The sequence below is a fragment of the Methanohalobium sp. genome, assembly GCF_018609725.1.
GTDB lineage: Archaea > Halobacteriota > Methanosarcinia > Methanosarcinales > Methanosarcinaceae > Methanohalobium.
Genome location: NZ_JAHENT010000136.1, coordinates 1 through 16,245, shown reverse-complemented (window position 1 = coordinate 16,245; position 16,245 = coordinate 1). Strand labels below are relative to the sequence as shown.

The window sequence follows — 16,245 nt, the reverse complement described above, 5'->3', positions numbered from 1 at the left end:
TTATAGTATAAAACAAATTTATTGACTGGAATAATATTAGAAAGGGCGTCTATTCAACACCAAGTAATACTAGGATGGAACTTGATGATACACAAACAACCTACTGAACAATGTCTTATATCAGGTATATAGAGTGTTTTGATTTAAAGAAAACGGTTAGAAAACGTTGGCTTTCACGTACCACTGTTACCCCATATTCGTAACCCAAAATATTAATCGAATAGTAACTTTTAAAGGATCACAATGACCAGCAAACAAAATGTTACATTTTTTGGATCCTATTCCATCTCTAAAGAATCCCTTGATAAAGTCCATGCTGTCATGTCTGAAGATGTAGACGATATGGTGTACCTTTTTAAAGTTCTTTCTGACCCTATAAGGCTCAAAATCTTAAAAACACTTGAAATACAGGAGTTATGTGTATGTGTGCTTGTGGAAATCACCGATTATAAGTATTCAGCACTGTCCTATCACTTGAAATTGTTAAAGGATGAGTATCTTGTAGGGTCAAGACGTGACAAAAGTTTTCAGACATACTATCTGACAGATTTTGGACATGAACTCCTGGAATCTATAGATAAAGAATTCAAAGATATGTGAATTAGACTTCATCTGAGGGTTTGGCGGTGTTTAGTTTTGAATATTTTACACCTTTTAGAGCCATTACTTTCTCTCCAAATTCCTTGAAACTGGAACCTTCACCATCCAGTATGGTTACCTCAAGACGATTCTTATGGTCGAGATGAATATGCCTCGACGATTGGATGATGTCGGAATGTTCATGCTAGATATCGGTTTTACAAAACCATTATTCATATAGTATAAAATGTCAACTAAATATTAATGGACTACCAGATAACTGGAAGTTATTTGAAATCTATACTGATACTTCCGGATTTATCTACCAGAGACTGAGCCAAGAACCCTGCTTCTAACCGGCAGACATGAAGAATTCCACGGGGGACAAGACAAGTAGCTGAGCATTTTGCTTCTTGAGCTTTGTTTATTACATAATTTTCTTTAATATCGAATGTATCCATCATTGGAACTTCCATTGGAGACATCTGTTTGATTTTTTTACAATCCGAATCTATTTCGACAAGGATTTTATCTCCTTTAATTTCTCCTTTTATATTATGCACAAATCCACAGATAGTTGAATTCACAGTAACTTCTGACATTTTTTAGCCTTCATTTTCATATATTTTGTAGCTTTCAAAGTTGAATTTATCATGTCTGCTCCTCATAATTCTAACAAGCGAGAGCATCACAGGTACTTCAACGAGTACTCCAACAACAGTTGCAAGTGTTGCACCAGAACCTGCTCCAAACAGTATCAGGGTTGTTGCAACAGCAAGTTCAAAGAAATTGCTGGGTGCTATGAAAGTCGATGGAGCAGCTTCATAATAGGGAATTTTCAGTAATTTTGCACCAGTGTAACTGATTCCAAAGATAAAGTATGTCTGTACGATGATAGGAATTGCTATAAATACAATATGTACCGGATAATTAACTATCCTCTCACCCTGGAGTGTGAAAATCAGAACAAGTGTTACAAGAAGTCCTGCAGGAGTGACCCATTCCAAGTCTTTAATTAATTTGTTTTCGAGCCAGTTGATTCCTTTTTTCTGTATTGCAATGTACCGGGTCAATACAGCTAATCCCAGTGGTATAGCCACATAGAATAGGACTGAATAGAAGATAGTGCTTACTGGTATTGGAAAATCGGTGGTTTCACCTACAAGAAATGCACCCAGTGGTGCGAATAATATCAGAATAATTAAATCGTTGACAGAAACCTGGACAAGGGCATAGCTGATGTTTCCGTTCGCAAGAAATGTCCATACAAGCACCATGGCTGTGCAGGGTGCAAGCCCAAGTATAATTAAACCTGCAATATATTCGGACTGCAGGTCAGCAGGTATAAATCCGCCAAATACCATACTGATAAATAAGACAGCAATAAGTGTCATAGTGAATGGTTTAATTGCCCAGTTAACAAATACTGTAAGCGACAGTGGTTTGGAGTTTCTTCTAACATTTAGTATCTCACTAAAACTGATTTTAAGCATGATGGGATACATCATCACAAGCAGTACGATAGCGATTGGTATCGATACATTTGCAATTTCAAATTTTCCAAGGGTATTTGCAAAACTCGGGAAGAAATATCCTATAAAAGTACCCAGAATTATACAAATACCAACCCAAATCGAGAGGTATTTACTGAAAAAATCAAGCTCTCTTTCTTCTTCCATATTTTCACCTCTTAGGAAATCAACAGCACCGGTTTTCTGGTTTTATTCAGAAGTTCATAGGATGTACTTCCAAGGATCAGCTTTTTCAGTCCCTTACCGGTTGCTCCAAGAATAATCAATGTAACATCCTTATCTTCTGCAGTGTTGTTAATTTCTTCTGCAGGATTGCCGCTGGAAACTATGGTTTCAATCGTTACTCCTTCAAATTTTTCTCCTATCTCTGCAAGCTTTGATTTATTTTCTTTTATCAGTTGTTTTAATTCAGGACTGTCCTTTGTTGTTTCAATAACATTTATCAGATAAACCTTGTCCAAATAATCCTGGACCGGGGTAAGTTTTGTGATTATGTCCATCGATTTTTTGGATAAATCCAGTGAAATAAGCGGTCTTTTAAATGTGGGAGTACAGACCTTTCCATAGATTTCTTTATCCCCTATTTCTGACAGTTCGTACTTTTCAACAAGCAGCATTTTTCCAGAGTTGTTTGCTATGTAATCAGTGGTCCTTCCAAGCATTCGACCTTTAATCGGATTTTTAATGGTAGATCCCATTATGATGCAATCGATATCATATTCATGGGCAACATTTGCAATTGTACTTTTAACCTCACCCTGTATGACAAGGGTTTGCACATCGATATATAAATCATCAAGATACTGTTTATACTCTTTAATCATTTCCTTTGCATTTTTCTCGAACATGGGTGCAAGACCCTGTGCATGGTAAATATCTACAACATGAAGAAGTATCGCTCTTTCCAGTCCAAGTGTTTTGAATTGCCCACACATTCAAGCAAGTCATGGCTTTGTATTGTAAAATCTATAGGGATAAGTATGCTTTTTATGATGTAATCCCACCTTGCACGAGTAACCCTGTTAACTTGTTATTTTAAATATTATTGAAACTGCTATATATGTTTTATTTACAGGAGTGAAAAACAATCAAAGAAAAATGGAATAAAATGCAATACTATTAATACATTTTTATTCATTCTTTTTTTTTGCTGGTTTCCCATCATTATTCATCATCTTTGACATATCCATGTTACGCATCATATCCTGACATAGAGGCATCATTTCGCTCATCATTTTCTGCGGATTCTTTCATAAAAAACAAAACCTAGTATCATATCACTTATCTATTATGAAACACAACGAACTTGTTGATTCCTGCAATATATCTGATTATAATTATTATAAATTAAAACCTGAATTATATTACATATTACAATGATAGATAAAAAACTGGGCGCTCTGACAGACCTGTTAACTTGTCCCCTTAGAAAGGATGAACAGTTCAGGAAACCCTTACATATTACTTATATTCATAATTCCCCAGCAATAAGAGATTTGTGATAGGCCATTGCAAGAAGAGAATTTACGAAATTTTCGCATTCTTCTTCCGTATCCACCATTTTCACAGTAACCTTGCCTGTGTTGAAGATATTGGCCTGTTTGCACCCCATCTCTACCATCAACACACCCAGTTTTTCAGAATACCTTCCATCGATATATCTGGATAAAAATTCAAGGTCAGGTTCTTCATCCAGATGAGCTATAACCCTTAATTTCCATGGATCTGCAACGCATGGTAAAACTTTCTCGATTGACTGAACCTTCATTAACTCACCTTTTTGATAATTATATTGAAATTTGACCTACATAAAACTATTTCAAATCAATTTGAAACAGGAAAATATATATATTTTTATTTCAAATATATTTGAAATAAAAAGTGATATATTGCCCACTATAAAAGAAGTCAGAAATTTCGGTCAAACGTTAAAAAACGTCCTGAATCTGGATGGTTATCCCGTAGGTGTACGTTTTCTAACAGATGACATTTCAGTGAATGATGCTATCCCTGCAGAAGGACATCGCTATTGCCAGGCAGCGATGAAAGCGCGCCACGGCCAGCACATGCTTGTAAATGCTGACACAATATCTTGCCCAGCCGCTGCTAGAGCATTTGGATTCCGACAACTTCCTGAAAAACTAAAAAGTGGCAAAGGATTGGTTAAATTTGGCATTACAAATGTTGACTCTGTTGGAAAATCTATGTTTGAAAACATGCCAACGTTGGAAATGGGACAGATCAAAAGCATCGATTTATTCCCCCTTAACATGGCTGAAGACATACCAGATATTGTCTTTGTAGAGGATAAAGTAGAGAAATTGATGTGGATTTTGCTGGGGTATATGCATAGTATTGGCGGCAAAAGGGTAGAAAGTTCTACCGTTGTATTGCAAGCAATATGTGTGGATTCCACAATAATTCCCTATATTAATAATTCCATGAACTTTAGTTACGGATGTTACGGATGCAGAGATGCCACAGATATAGGTCCTGGAGAAGCATCACTTGGATTTCCTGTCAATTACCTCCCTGAGATTACCGAACATGTGAAATATCTTGGTGAAAAAGCTATACCTCACTCACGAGAAAAAAACGCTCTAAGAACATTGCAGGAAAAAGACAACCAATCGACTTCATGCGAAAGTAAATAATAAAAAGATATACGAAAGTCTATCAATTTTTTCTTTTATCGGTATGAGAATAAATTGATGATTGTAAGTACAGATCACAACCGTTAAACATCCATGAATTAGTCAGAAGGTTTCAAAATGAACTTTAAGTGTACTATATGCGGGAAAAAAAATAATTCTATGCTCAAAGCTAATCACAGAGATTTAGGAGCCATAAAACTCTGTTTAGATTGTTGGACTGCAGAGAAAGACAAAAACAAACTGAATCATTTGGACAGAGGATGCAGTTGCTGCAGGTGACCACAGATGAAACGAAGGGATACATTGTAGACTGACAAACTAACAACCAGCTGTTTACATTTCCAAAGAAGTATAACTAAGATAATTTAATTGTAATGGATTTTTAACGTTAACAAAAATCGAGGAGTATAAATCATGGTATTTGAAATGATAGCAGATTATATCGTTACTGCAACTGGATTGACAGGTAATGCTGCAGATGCTCTCCACTTCTGGATATACGATAGTCTGAAAATTATTACTATTTTACTGCTGGTCATATTTGCCATTGGATTCTTGAGAACTTACCTTGCCCCTGAAAAACTGAGAGATTATCTTAAAGGGAAACATAGTATTTTTGGATATGGTGCTGCTGCACTACTGGGTATTGTGTCGCCTTTTTGCTCATGCTCAACAATACCACTGTTCCTTGGTTTTGTCAGTGCAGGTGTTCCATTTGGTATGATAATTACATTTCTGTTTGTATCACCGATGGTGAATGAAGCTGCTATTGTAGTTCTGCTGGGTACCCTTGGCTGGAAAATTACTTCACTTTATGTACTGGGAGGAGTGATTGTAGGTTCATTTGGTGGATTCTTGTTAAACAACCTTGGTTTTGAGAAATATGTAGAAAAGTTTGATTTTGGAGCCCAGACCTATTGTGAAGATGAAACATCCATAAAAGAAAGGTGCAATATAGCCTACACCGAAGCAAAAGATATCGTTAAACAAATAACTCCCTATGTGCTTATTGGAGTAGGTATAGGTGCACTAATACACGGATTCGTTCCCAGAGAGATTATAACCAATTATTTAACTGGTTCTCTTGCTGTTCCTGGGGCTGTAATTGTAGGCATTCCAATATATACCAACATAATGGGTGTTATACCTGTAATCGAGAGTTTGATTGGTAAAGGTCTTCCAGTCGGTACGTCACTCGCATTCATGATGTCTGTAGCCGCTTTATCACTTCCTGAATTTATAATGCTTAAAAAAGCTATGAAAAAGCAACTTATTATAGCCTATGGTGCTATTGTTGGTGTAGGTATTACATTGATGGGAATTATATTTAACTTCATATTTTGAATAATGAAAATCTATATATAACTTATTTCAATTATATTTGAAATGGATACGGATTAATATGCCAGATTATATAATTCGTCTAACTGAGATAGGACTAGCATCAGTCCAGGAATATCTGGCACTACATATCATAATGTGTCTTGTACCTGCATTTTTCCTGGCTGGTGCAATTGTAGCACTGTTTTCAGAAGAATCAGTTCTGCAATTTTTTGGTAAAGATGTAGCTAAATATATTTCCTATCCAATCGCAGCGGATTCAGGAACAGCGCTGGATGTTTGTAGCTGTACTATGCTTCCCCTGTTTGCTGGAATCTACCAACATGGTGTAGGGATAGATAGGTGATAAAAATGAAGATAGAAATACTTGGAACAGGATGCCCTAAATGTAAAAAAACAAAAGAAATAGTAGACAAAGTAGTCAAAGATACAGGAATCGATGCCGAGGTTGTGAAGGTAGAAGATATGGACAAAATTATGAGCTACGGTGTCATGGTCACACCTGCACTTGCAGTTGATGGTGACGTGAAAGTAGCTGGCAAAATTCCCAGTGAAGATGATGTTAAAAAATGGATATCTGGTTAAACGGGGTGAAAATGTATGGAAGAAGATAGATGCCTGTGTGAATCATCAAATGCAGGAGTTTTTCCCTGCTCTGGTGGTTCCAATGTTGGACAGATATCAAACAAAATTGCAGTTGAGCTTACAAAGCAAGATGTTGGGAAAATGATGTGTACTGTTGGAATCGGTGGCAGAATCTCAGGTCTTATGAAATCTGCTGAAGGGTGTGATTCTGTTGTAGCCATCGATGGATGTCCACTTCATTGTTCAAAACAAACCCTTGAACTTGCAGGAATTGATGTTAGTCACCATATAGTAATAACCGATTATGGTGTTAAAAAAGATAAAAATCTTGAACCCAATGATTCGGTTGTATCCGAGTGTATGGACAAAGTAAAAAGGGATTTACAGCAGTAAAAATCCCTTTTATTCATTGTTTTACAAAACTAACTTCATATTTGTGGTATCCAATCCAATATATATGATTGAATTTTAGTGTATAAAAAAGGACTATCAATTGTGATAATATAGTCCCGGGCGGATTCGAACCGCCGTCGCAGGCTCCAAAGGCCTGCAGGATTGACCGCTACCCTACGGGACTACTTTGCCTTATGCCATACAGACAAACTAATACTTAATTGTTATGCAAATTCAGGACATAATCCTGAAAGTTTTCATATTATAAAAAAATATTATTTTTGGATTATAAGGCTAAGTATGTCCTTATCATGCAATACATGATCGAGACCTGCTCTTTGACCAGGATGCTTTGCTGATGAACCCCATACTCTTGCGTATCTAAATTTCTTTTTAAAATCCCTATGGAGGCTTTCACAAACATCCTCTACGGTAGAACCCTTTCTTATAATCATTGGTTCTTCCAAATCTGCAGATTCACCTTGGGGCTTCATATAAACCCTTATAAAATCAATCAATGAAAAGATACCCTCTTTTACACCTTCTATATTCATCTCCTGGTCTGCAGATATCATAATAGCTTCAGGGAAATTCTGTACACAATATTCTATTGTACCCTCGTCAGCCAAATCTACTTTATTAATTATCGGCAATCCCGGTATATATACTCTGTTTTCAAGCACTGCATCTATAAGCTGGTCTACTGTTATATTCTCCCTGATTAGAACATGTGCATTATGGATTTTGTATTCGCCAAGGACCGTTTTTATAGTATCAACTGAAAGATAATCAAGGTCTACCGTACTGTCTACAATTACGCCTCCACGATCCATTCTCTTTATTGTAACATCAGGTGGATTTTCATTAATACGAACACCCGCATCATACAGTTCCTGTTTCAATACATCATACTGATATATCTGGAAAACGTCCAGAATAAAGACTACAAGGTTTGAGTTTCTAATAACTGATATTACTTCCTTTCCTCTACCTCTTCCAGATGCGGCTCCTTTCACAAGTCCTGGAACATCCAGCATCTGTATTTTTGCACCCTTATATTCCAGTACACCGGGTATCACCTCGAGTGTTGTAAATTCATAATCTGCTACCTCGGACTGTGCTCCTGTTAATTTATTTAAAAGGGTGGATTTACCCACTGATGGAAAACCAACCAGCGATACTGTAGCATCACCAGATCGTTTTACAGAGTATCCTGCTCCTTTGGATTTACCGGATTCCTTTCTCTCTGCCTCATCCCGAAGACGTGCAAGCTTTGCCTTGAGCCGACCTATGTGATGAGATGTTGCCTTGTTATATGGGGTATTTTTTATTTCTTCCTGTACTTTATTTATCTCTTCATGTATACTCATTTTGTACCCCGACACTGCTTCAAAAATAAAAAAGGTTTTTATCCTTATTGAAGTCTAATTGAAAAATCGTATATTTATTGTATTGGTTATAATTTATAAAACTGATGATTAAAACTCGATTATTTCGCCAGTTCGTTCATAGACCGAAAGTCCGGATGGGAGATTATCAGCAAAATATTTTGATGAAAGGCAGGAAATCGATGTCTTTATTTCAGTTAAATCCATTGCTTCTTTTTGAACCAAGAAATCAAATTCTTCTTCACAAATACTGATAAATTTTAACCCGGAATTTTCAGCCATAGTTCTAAGACCAAAACCCACATCTGCGAATTCTTCCTTGACAGCATTACAAACTGCAAGATGTGATTTTGCCCCACTGTTATATCCATCAAGAGATTGCTTTAAATTATTAAATGACATCCCCATCTTATCAGCAAACTGTTTAAGGTTCAAATCCAGTAAACTTCGTGTCCCTGAGCCTCTATTACGATTTATCAGTCGTTTGTCCAGTATATCATCAATTCCAGAAATATCACTATTTTGACGAACGATTAAACCCTGTTCCCTTTTGTAACCTTTGACAAGTACCACATCAGATAATTTCATTTTCTTGATCATAGATATGTTATAATTACCAGAATCATCCGGCATATTTACCCCTGCAATGTCTGAAAAACCTGTTGATACTGAACTAAAACCTCCAGAAGAACCATTATTCAAAACCCTGAATTTAAGCCCTGAAAGTTCTTCAAGGATATCTATTCCCGGACAATATCCACCTGTAAACAACAAATCTGGTTCATCCACATTTCCAAACAGTGTTACATTTACGGATGTGTCGGGTTCAATATATTCGGTTTCTGCTGAGATTTGTATAAATCCGTCTGCATCGGCAAGGGTAGTTATTGCCCCCGATCCTTTATCAGCAGGGTATACTTTTCCACGTATCATGCCAACTGGCAGTAGTTGCTGTCTACCCTGTGAATTTATACCAGTTCCAAGAACAGCAGTAACTGTCAATTCATCTTTAGTATTGTCAAACGTATCCTGTGTATTATGAATAAGAGGTACTATGAATTCATTGAATATAGTTAGTGCTGATGTAGGGTTTCCTGGAAGTCCTATAGTAGGCACATCATTTATCATACCTGCAACAACCGGTTTACCGGGTTTGATATTAATTCCATGAAACAGAGTTCTACCCTTTTCCTCTATTACCTTATACATAATATCTCCAGCACCTGCAGAAGTGCTGCCAGAGGTAAGGACAAGGTTGCATTCTTGTACAGCCCTGTTTATTGCATTAAACATTGCCTTTTCTTCATCTTCTACAATTCCATACATTAATGGTGTTGCACCGCACTCCTTAACACTGGTAGAAAGAGCATAAGAATTCGTGTCATAAATCATCCCTTTATCCAGAGAATTTCCAGGAGTAATCAATTCATTTCCTGTAGATATAATACCCACTTTTATTGTATCAACATCAACATACCGTTTTCCTATCGCTGAAAGAACTCCTATCTCACGTGAACCTATTCGTGTATTTCGACAAAGCACCTGTTCACCCCTCATAATATCCGAACCTCTGGACATGATATTCTCACCGGTATGAACAGGTCTGTAAATCGATACCTTACTGTTTGCTCTTTTTGTATCTTCCACCTTCACCATTGCATCAGCACCGTCAGGTATTGGTGCTCCTGTAGCTATGGATATCGCTTCACCCTCGTTTAAATAAAAATCACCAACGAATCCAGCATCTATTGAACCTGTAAAACATAGAGTTACTGGATTTGTTTCTCCTGCCTGATAGGTATCACCTGCACGAACAGCATAACCATCCATTATTGATTTATCAAACGATGGTACATCTATACTTGAAACAACATGTTCCGCTAAGGTATATCCCAGTGCTTCCTCCAAAGGAAGAGATTTTGTGGAATGATTAATAGGGATTTGTTTTAACAACCTGTGTGCTTCATCCACAGGAATCAACGTTCTAAATTCTTTATGTGCCATGATTTTTTAAAACAAAAAATAAGAGTTTTTAAACTTTAACCTCGTTTTCAGGGTATATAGGTGTTCCTTTGTTTCTCGTGACTTCTTTAAAAGCCTCAATAACTTTGTTAGTCACCTTTCCAGGTTTTCCATTGCCTATACTTCGTCCATCTACCTGATTTATAGGAGCTGCTTCAGCCGCTGTACCTGTTACAAAAATCTCATCTGCTGTATATAAATCGAAAAGTCCCATGTGCTGTTCATTAACCTCATATCCCATATCCTTTAAAATTTCAATTGAAACCGCTCTTGTAATCCCTTTCAGATTATTGATGGTCGGTGGTGTGTAAACTTTACCATTATTTACTACAAATATATTGTCTCCTGAGCCTTCAGAAACATATCCATTGTTGTCCAGGAATATAGCCTCATCTCCACCTTTATTATTCGCCTCAACTTTAGCCAGTATATTGTTGAGATAATTCATGGATTTTATATTTGGAGAAAGTGCATCCGGAGCGTTCCTGCGGGTTGTTACCGTTACTGCAGTAAGTCCCACTTCGTAAAGGTCGCCATAGAGCGCATCCCATTGTTGGGTTATAATGAATACATTTGGTTTTGTACATTTTCTCGGGTCAAGTCCAAGGTCTCCGATTCCTCTTGATACAATCGGGCGGATATAGGCATCCATAAGGTTGTTCTTTCTCAACGTTTGAAGTATTGCCTCTATCATCTCATCCTTTGTCAATGGTATGTCAAGTACAATAGCCTTCGCAGAGTCGTACAGTCTATCGATATGTTCATCCATTTTGAAAACCCGACCGTTGTAGGCCCTGATACCTTCAAAAACACCATCTCCATAGAGGAACCCGTGATCATAAATCGATGTCGTCGCCTGGGATTTTGGAACAAACTCACCGTTGAAATAAATCAATAACTCGCTCATCTGTTTAAGCCTCATCCAATGCTATTTTTATATTATTTATATCACTTTTGATATTTTCAATGTTATATATGTATATTTGTGAATTCAACAGAAGAAAACAATTATTACAGACGGATTAATGGAAGATTCAACAAAAAACCTTTTATGGATAAACAACAATTAAGTATCTCTGCTATCTTTGGCATAAGGTCCCGTGGCTTAGCCAGGATATAGCACCGGGCTTCTAACCCGGAGGTCGTGGGTTCAAATCCCACCGGGTCCGCCACATACTATTTTTATTGTAAAGTTAGTTTTTGAATAATTGTTTTTTTGTCAACAAATTTAATATGAACTACACTTAACTATAATAGGGGATTTCAATAGTTTTACGTATATCATGGGAGTGTGAATTTATTGAGTGTTTCAGAAGAAAAGAAAAACTACAAGGTTAGATCACTATACCTAAACCCTGGTGACAAAACCAAAACCGTTAGTTTTGCTGATAAAGATATAGTAGGACCGGTGGACTGGGGATTGAAGAATCATTTTGACTACAGAAGTTATGAATATTCAGAATACAGTAAAAACAATGTATTGTGTTTTGGTCTAGGTAAACTTGCTGGAAGCAAACTTCCCGGTACTCAAAGATTAATATTTTCCTTCCGTTCACCGCTTTGGAAAGGTTTTTTTGTTTCTGCACTGGGTGGTGCAGCACATGTATTCAAAAGAGTGGGTGTTGATTATGTAACAATTGAAGGGAGGTCAGAAAAACCATCAATCATAGTACTAAAAGGCGGGAAAGGAGGAGTTGTAGATGTAGAGTTTCACGAAATTACAGAAAACGAATTGCTAAACATCTACAAAGGATACAATGGTAAAGAAGGTGTTTACGCATTATCTGAATATTTAATAAGCAACTTTTCATCCAGGTATAATAATGATTATAGATGTATGGTCGTTGGCCCAGGTTCATTGTATTCCAACATGGGCGCAACATTTTCAGCCACTTTAAAAAACAATGAAATGGTTGTAGGTTCTGAAGAATGGGCTGGTAGAGGTGGAAGCGGCTCTGTTTTATATCAGGGTCATGGTGTTGCCGGCATTGTTTTTGGAGGAGATATGGAAAGAATATTTCCTGGTGTAGACCTTTCAGATATGGATAACGTCAAGGATATTCTTGACACATATTACAATGAATCATATATAAAGGTCATCAAAAAAAGAACCACCAAATACAGATATAATCCAAAAATCGAAAGTGGGGGCACATTTGGTTCCAATATTCATTGTCTAGGTGAATTCATACCCTTAATGAACTGGAAAATGATTTACATGCCCAGAGATGAAAGGATAAACATCCATGAAAAACTGTTAGATAAATACTGGAAACCGTTCAACAAAGAATCTATGGAACCAAGAAACTGGACTACCTGTGGGGAGCCCTGTCCTGTGGTATGTAAAAAACATCGTGAAGGGCAACATGTTGATTATGAACCTTACGAAGCGGATGGTCCTCTGACCGGTTCATATGAGATTCACAAAACTGATGTTTCGGTAAAAAAAATCGATACTATAGGATTTGATGCCATAGAGTTTGGCAATCTTTCAGCATGGATACTTGAACTGATATCTGAAGGACTATTATCAGCAGAAGAGCTTGGATTGTCCGCCAACCCAAGATTTGACATGAAAAATTTTGATTATGAAAAAGATTCAGAAATAAACGCAAATCTTGTAGCAGAACTTGCCGATAATGTAGCTTATGGTAAAACTGAAGTTTGTAAAGTTTTGAGACAGGGTATAAGAAAAGCCGCCAGCAAATTTGATGAGATATTTAAAGAAAGAATTAAAAATCATAATTCTGGTTATAATAGCTACAAAGATTTTGCAGTCTACGTACCCTTAGGTGAAGACGGATGTATCGCTCCAACTATGTACTGGGCAGTTGGAAATTTTGTGCCTGTTCCAATACAGGGTAAATATCTCACCTATTATCAGTTTGGATTTTTCGACCCGCAAACTCTGGCAGAAGAATGTTTCAAAAAAGCTGTATATGAACTCTATTCTGAAAATACCGGCATGTGCAGATTTCACAGAAACTGGGCAACCGAGGTCATACCACTGCTTTTGAAAAAAGCATGGGATATTGACATAGATAAAAGCCACAACGAAGAAATTATTAGAAAAATGGTAGAATACGATAAAAAAGCTGGGATAAAACCTTCGTTCTGGGACAGCCATAGAGTTTTGGATATTGTTGCTTATGGTGCAAAAGAATTCGGCAACATGAAATGGTGGGATGAATTTGAAAATGACAAAACTAATACCGCCAGAAAATACTGGGAGTTGTTTTTAAAATCCTATGAGGACAAACTGGGTATATCATGGGATTATGATTACCAGAGTAAACGAGTGTAATTGCAATAAAAGGATGGTTGAATTCACCATCCCCCTGTTATGGGATTGTCTATATCGTATTTTTCAGATATTGATTGGGCTATTGAGAAGGCTAAATCCTTTTTTTCCTCTTCAAACACTTCTTCATCTCCTGTAATTCTGTTAATGAGACAAGAAGTTCCATCTGTATAGGATATCAATTCTGCTACGGGCTTACATCCAAAACGATGTATTTTGTTTATTTTTTTGTTATAAGGGACCTGTACTTGTTCAGAGAGCATTTTCACCACTTTTCACTATTTTTATTAAGAGTATTCATAGCTCCAAACAATTAATGATATATTAATTTTTTCATAGACTTTAATTGAAAAAATAAAAGACCAGCAAAAAGTCATAAAGGTAGGATACTGGCTCAATAGCTCAGATTATTGAAAAAAGAGGTTAAAAATACTGTAAATATGAACAATTACAAAAATTAATAAAGAAAAAATGGGATGGATATCATTCACCAAGCCATTTACTTACTTTTTCAGGATTGTTGTCAATCCATTTTTGAGCTGCATCTGCAGGGCTCACACCATTTTCTATATCAAGCATCATGGATTCGATTTCTGAAATATCCATATTGGCATTTGATGCCAGTTTATAAATTTTTGGATAATCCTCATTGAAACCTTCTCTTGCTATCATAGTGATATTATCGCTTTTACCGTAAACACCCTTTGGATCTTCAAGATATTTCAGGTCAGCACCATACACCTGTTTCATACGGCTAAAAGACCAGTGAGGATTCCAGAGGGTTACAACAATCCATTCTTCATCTTTTATATCATCACCCAATTCAGTAGACATCGCAACCGTACTACTTGATTGCAATTTATAATCAAGGTTGTATTCAGAAATTGCAGTTTCAGTCTGTTCCATAATGCCTGCACCTGGCTCTATTCCCTGTATCTGACCATCGAATTTGTCCCTGTGTTCTTTTAAACCATTAATGGTATCCACCGGTACATAGGATGGAACTACAAGTCCTGTTCTAGCTCCCGATGAAAGATTATTTACAATAATCAGGTCTTCACTGTACCTATCCCAGTAATTTCCCTGTGTGCCTGGCAACCATGCACTTACATAAAAATCAAGGTCTTTATCAGACAAACCCTGATATACACCACCGAGGTCACCATATACCAGTTCTACATTATAACCTTCAGATTCCAGTATATGTTTGAACACGTTAGATGTTGCCCGACCATCATCCCAAGTAGTTGAGCCAAGTTTTATTGTTTCGGATTTATCGGGTGTAGATTCTTCATTGTTTGGTGTTTGCTCACTATTTTGCTGCATACATCCAGCTGAAGCAAGGGAAAATATGAGCAACAGACATATTATAAATACAGATAATATATTTTTGTTTGTTTTCATTTATATCACTAAGTTTAATATCAAACGTTTTGTCGATTTCAGCTTCAGAAAGCATCATCAATTCTATATATAATACATAGGTTATAAACGATTTAACGTTAGTTATTTACTATTATAAAGCATTATTTATAAAAAATGTTTGAGTGTACAAAATTACAGGCTAAAATTTTTGCATATTAATGGAAAACTATATTATTATCAGCCCCAATAATTTCAAAGAAAAAAGGACACAAATCTAAAATGTCTGAAAGAAGAGCTTCAATTACCGATGATTCAATCATCAACCGATGGATGAACCTTGAAATAAGTAAAATAAACAACAGCATTGTAACTGCAAGGAAAACTCTTTCCCAGCTACTTGAAGAAGATAATCCATCTTCAAAAACAAAAGATGGAAGAGAGTATTTGTTCAAAAAAGAAATCATTAACGAACTCGGAAATAGGCTTCCAGAACATATACAAAAAAGATTAAAACTCCCGATATTATTTTTCTTTGACCTGCAGGTAGATGATAGCTGTTATATAAATGATAAAACAGCTTTTGAAGCCCTTCAAATTCTTGGTGAAATTGGATATAAACGGGAATTTCGAAACAACCGTCACTGGATGGGAAAAGCTATTGCGTATTCCATCAAGAAGAAATATCCAAGTGCTGTCCAGATTGTGATGGCCTAAAACCTTTACCAGATTGATTAAATCCAGTTACAACCTATCAGTAAAAAGACAGATATGTGAGAATCCATGAATAAAAACGGAATGTATTATGAAAGTGAATATATTGAGAAAAAAACAAATCAATTTAATCTTTCACCATTTATGGTAATGGTTTTCATCTATTTCTGTCTTTTACTGGCTTTGGTATCTTCGGTTGCCGTATTCTTAATTGAATATTTTAATCTTAATTATCCACTTTCATGGGAGGTTAAATTATATCCCCTGTTTTTGACAGTAATGTTTTATGTGCTGAGAAAAGAATTTCAGGGTATAAAGGATGAAAACGATATCGATGATTCAAAAATTATACTACTATTGGGTGCTTTAGGTTC

Annotated in this window: 18 protein-coding genes, 2 tRNA genes and 1 pseudogene; 10 read left to right on the top strand and 11 right to left on the bottom strand. The window is 36.3% G+C overall.

Features of this window, described 5'->3' with window-relative positions; translation table 11 throughout:
* Window positions 1-243: 243 nt before the first annotated feature.
* Complete coding sequence (locus QZ276_RS09195) at window positions 244-600, top strand: helix-turn-helix transcriptional regulator (protein ID WP_292487345.1); 357 nt, start codon at window positions 244-246, stop codon at window positions 598-600.
* A 1-nt stretch (window position 601) separates the two neighbouring features.
* Here the strand turns inward: QZ276_RS09195 and QZ276_RS09190 are convergent.
* From QZ276_RS09190 to QZ276_RS09170, 5 genes and pseudogenes are all read right to left on the bottom strand, one after another.
* Window positions 602-772, bottom strand: a pseudogene (locus tag QZ276_RS09190) (nickel-responsive transcriptional regulator NikR); the annotation flags it as partial.
* Between the two features lie 94 nt (window positions 773-866).
* Entirely contained in the window at window positions 867-1,181 is a 315-nt protein-coding gene (locus tag QZ276_RS09185; protein WP_292487343.1) for a hypothetical protein, read from the bottom strand.
* A 3-nt stretch (window positions 1,182-1,184) separates the two neighbouring features.
* A complete protein-coding gene (gene arsB, locus QZ276_RS09180; protein WP_292487341.1) occupies window positions 1,185-2,258 on the bottom strand; it encodes an ACR3 family arsenite efflux transporter in 1,074 nt (357 codons plus the stop codon).
* A gap of 11 nt (window positions 2,259-2,269) precedes the next feature.
* On the bottom strand, window positions 2,270-3,046 hold the full coding sequence (locus tag QZ276_RS09175; protein WP_292487339.1) for a universal stress protein: 777 nt from the start codon (window positions 3,044-3,046) through the stop codon (window positions 2,270-2,272).
* Between the two features lie 536 nt (window positions 3,047-3,582).
* Window positions 3,583-3,879 carry a hypothetical protein gene (locus QZ276_RS09170; RefSeq protein WP_292487337.1) on the bottom strand — a complete coding sequence of 99 codons (297 nt, stop codon included), beginning with the start codon at window positions 3,877-3,879 and terminating at the stop codon, window positions 3,583-3,585.
* 121 nt (window positions 3,880-4,000) lie between these two features.
* On the opposite strand from QZ276_RS09170, the gene QZ276_RS09165 reads away from it, so the two are divergent.
* From QZ276_RS09165 to QZ276_RS09145, 5 genes are all read left to right on the top strand, one after another.
* Entirely contained in the window at window positions 4,001-4,765 is a 765-nt protein-coding gene (locus QZ276_RS09165) for a DUF169 domain-containing protein (protein WP_292487335.1), read from the top strand.
* Window positions 4,766-5,179: 414 nt separating this feature from the next.
* Window positions 5,180-6,109, top strand: coding sequence for a permease (locus tag QZ276_RS09160; protein WP_292487333.1), 930 nt, complete (start codon window positions 5,180-5,182; stop codon window positions 6,107-6,109).
* A gap of 58 nt (window positions 6,110-6,167) precedes the next feature.
* Window positions 6,168-6,452 carry a permease gene (locus QZ276_RS09155; RefSeq protein ID WP_292487332.1) on the top strand — a complete coding sequence of 95 codons (285 nt, stop codon included), beginning with the start codon at window positions 6,168-6,170 and terminating at the stop codon, window positions 6,450-6,452.
* Window positions 6,453-6,457: 5 nt separating this feature from the next.
* A complete protein-coding gene (locus QZ276_RS09150) occupies window positions 6,458-6,691 on the top strand; it encodes a thioredoxin family protein (protein WP_292487330.1) in 234 nt (77 codons plus the stop codon).
* A gap of 15 nt (window positions 6,692-6,706) precedes the next feature.
* Complete coding sequence (locus QZ276_RS09145) at window positions 6,707-7,084, top strand: putative zinc-binding protein (RefSeq protein WP_292487328.1); 378 nt, start codon at window positions 6,707-6,709, stop codon at window positions 7,082-7,084.
* A gap of 111 nt (window positions 7,085-7,195) precedes the next feature.
* Here the strand turns inward: QZ276_RS09145 and QZ276_RS09140 are convergent.
* The 4 genes from QZ276_RS09140 to ilvE all read right to left on the bottom strand — a co-directional run bounded on the left by QZ276_RS09140 (window position 7,196) and on the right by ilvE (window position 11,401).
* Window positions 7,196-7,268, bottom strand: a tRNA-Gln gene (locus QZ276_RS09140).
* A 91-nt stretch (window positions 7,269-7,359) separates the two neighbouring features.
* Window positions 7,360-8,454, bottom strand: coding sequence for a GTP-binding protein (locus tag QZ276_RS09135; RefSeq protein WP_292487326.1), 1,095 nt, complete (start codon window positions 8,452-8,454; stop codon window positions 7,360-7,362).
* A gap of 108 nt (window positions 8,455-8,562) precedes the next feature.
* Entirely contained in the window at window positions 8,563-10,476 is a 1,914-nt protein-coding gene (locus QZ276_RS09130; RefSeq protein ID WP_292487325.1) for a molybdopterin biosynthesis protein, read from the bottom strand.
* Window positions 10,477-10,504: 28 nt separating this feature from the next.
* The gene (ilvE, locus tag QZ276_RS09125) at window positions 10,505-11,401 is read right to left on the bottom strand and encodes a branched-chain-amino-acid transaminase (RefSeq protein WP_292487377.1); all 897 of its coding nucleotides are present in this window, start codon (window positions 11,399-11,401) and stop codon (window positions 10,505-10,507) included.
* A 187-nt stretch (window positions 11,402-11,588) separates the two neighbouring features.
* On the opposite strand from ilvE, the gene QZ276_RS09120 reads away from it, so the two are divergent.
* Window positions 11,589-11,666: transfer RNA gene (locus QZ276_RS09120), tRNA-Arg, on the top strand.
* Window positions 11,667-11,794: 128 nt separating this feature from the next.
* Complete coding sequence (locus QZ276_RS09115; protein WP_292487323.1) at window positions 11,795-13,798, top strand: aldehyde ferredoxin oxidoreductase N-terminal domain-containing protein; 2,004 nt, start codon at window positions 11,795-11,797, stop codon at window positions 13,796-13,798.
* Between the two features lie 23 nt (window positions 13,799-13,821).
* Here the strand turns inward: QZ276_RS09115 and QZ276_RS09110 are convergent, their stop codons facing one another.
* Window positions 13,822-14,058 carry a hypothetical protein gene (locus QZ276_RS09110; RefSeq protein ID WP_292487321.1) on the bottom strand — a complete coding sequence of 79 codons (237 nt, stop codon included), beginning with the start codon at window positions 14,056-14,058 and terminating at the stop codon, window positions 13,822-13,824.
* A gap of 220 nt (window positions 14,059-14,278) precedes the next feature.
* Window positions 14,279-15,199, bottom strand: a complete 921-nt coding sequence (locus QZ276_RS09105; RefSeq protein WP_292487319.1) for a glycine betaine ABC transporter substrate-binding protein — start codon at window positions 15,197-15,199, stop codon at window positions 14,279-14,281.
* Window positions 15,200-15,439: 240 nt separating this feature from the next.
* On the opposite strand from QZ276_RS09105, the gene QZ276_RS09100 reads away from it, so the two are divergent.
* The gene (locus tag QZ276_RS09100) at window positions 15,440-15,874 is read left to right on the top strand and encodes a DUF61 family protein (RefSeq protein ID WP_292487317.1); all 435 of its coding nucleotides are present in this window, start codon (window positions 15,440-15,442) and stop codon (window positions 15,872-15,874) included.
* A gap of 66 nt (window positions 15,875-15,940) precedes the next feature.
* A partial coding sequence (locus QZ276_RS09095; RefSeq protein ID WP_292487315.1) for a hypothetical protein occupies window positions 15,941-16,245 on the top strand: 305 nt, incomplete at its 3' end.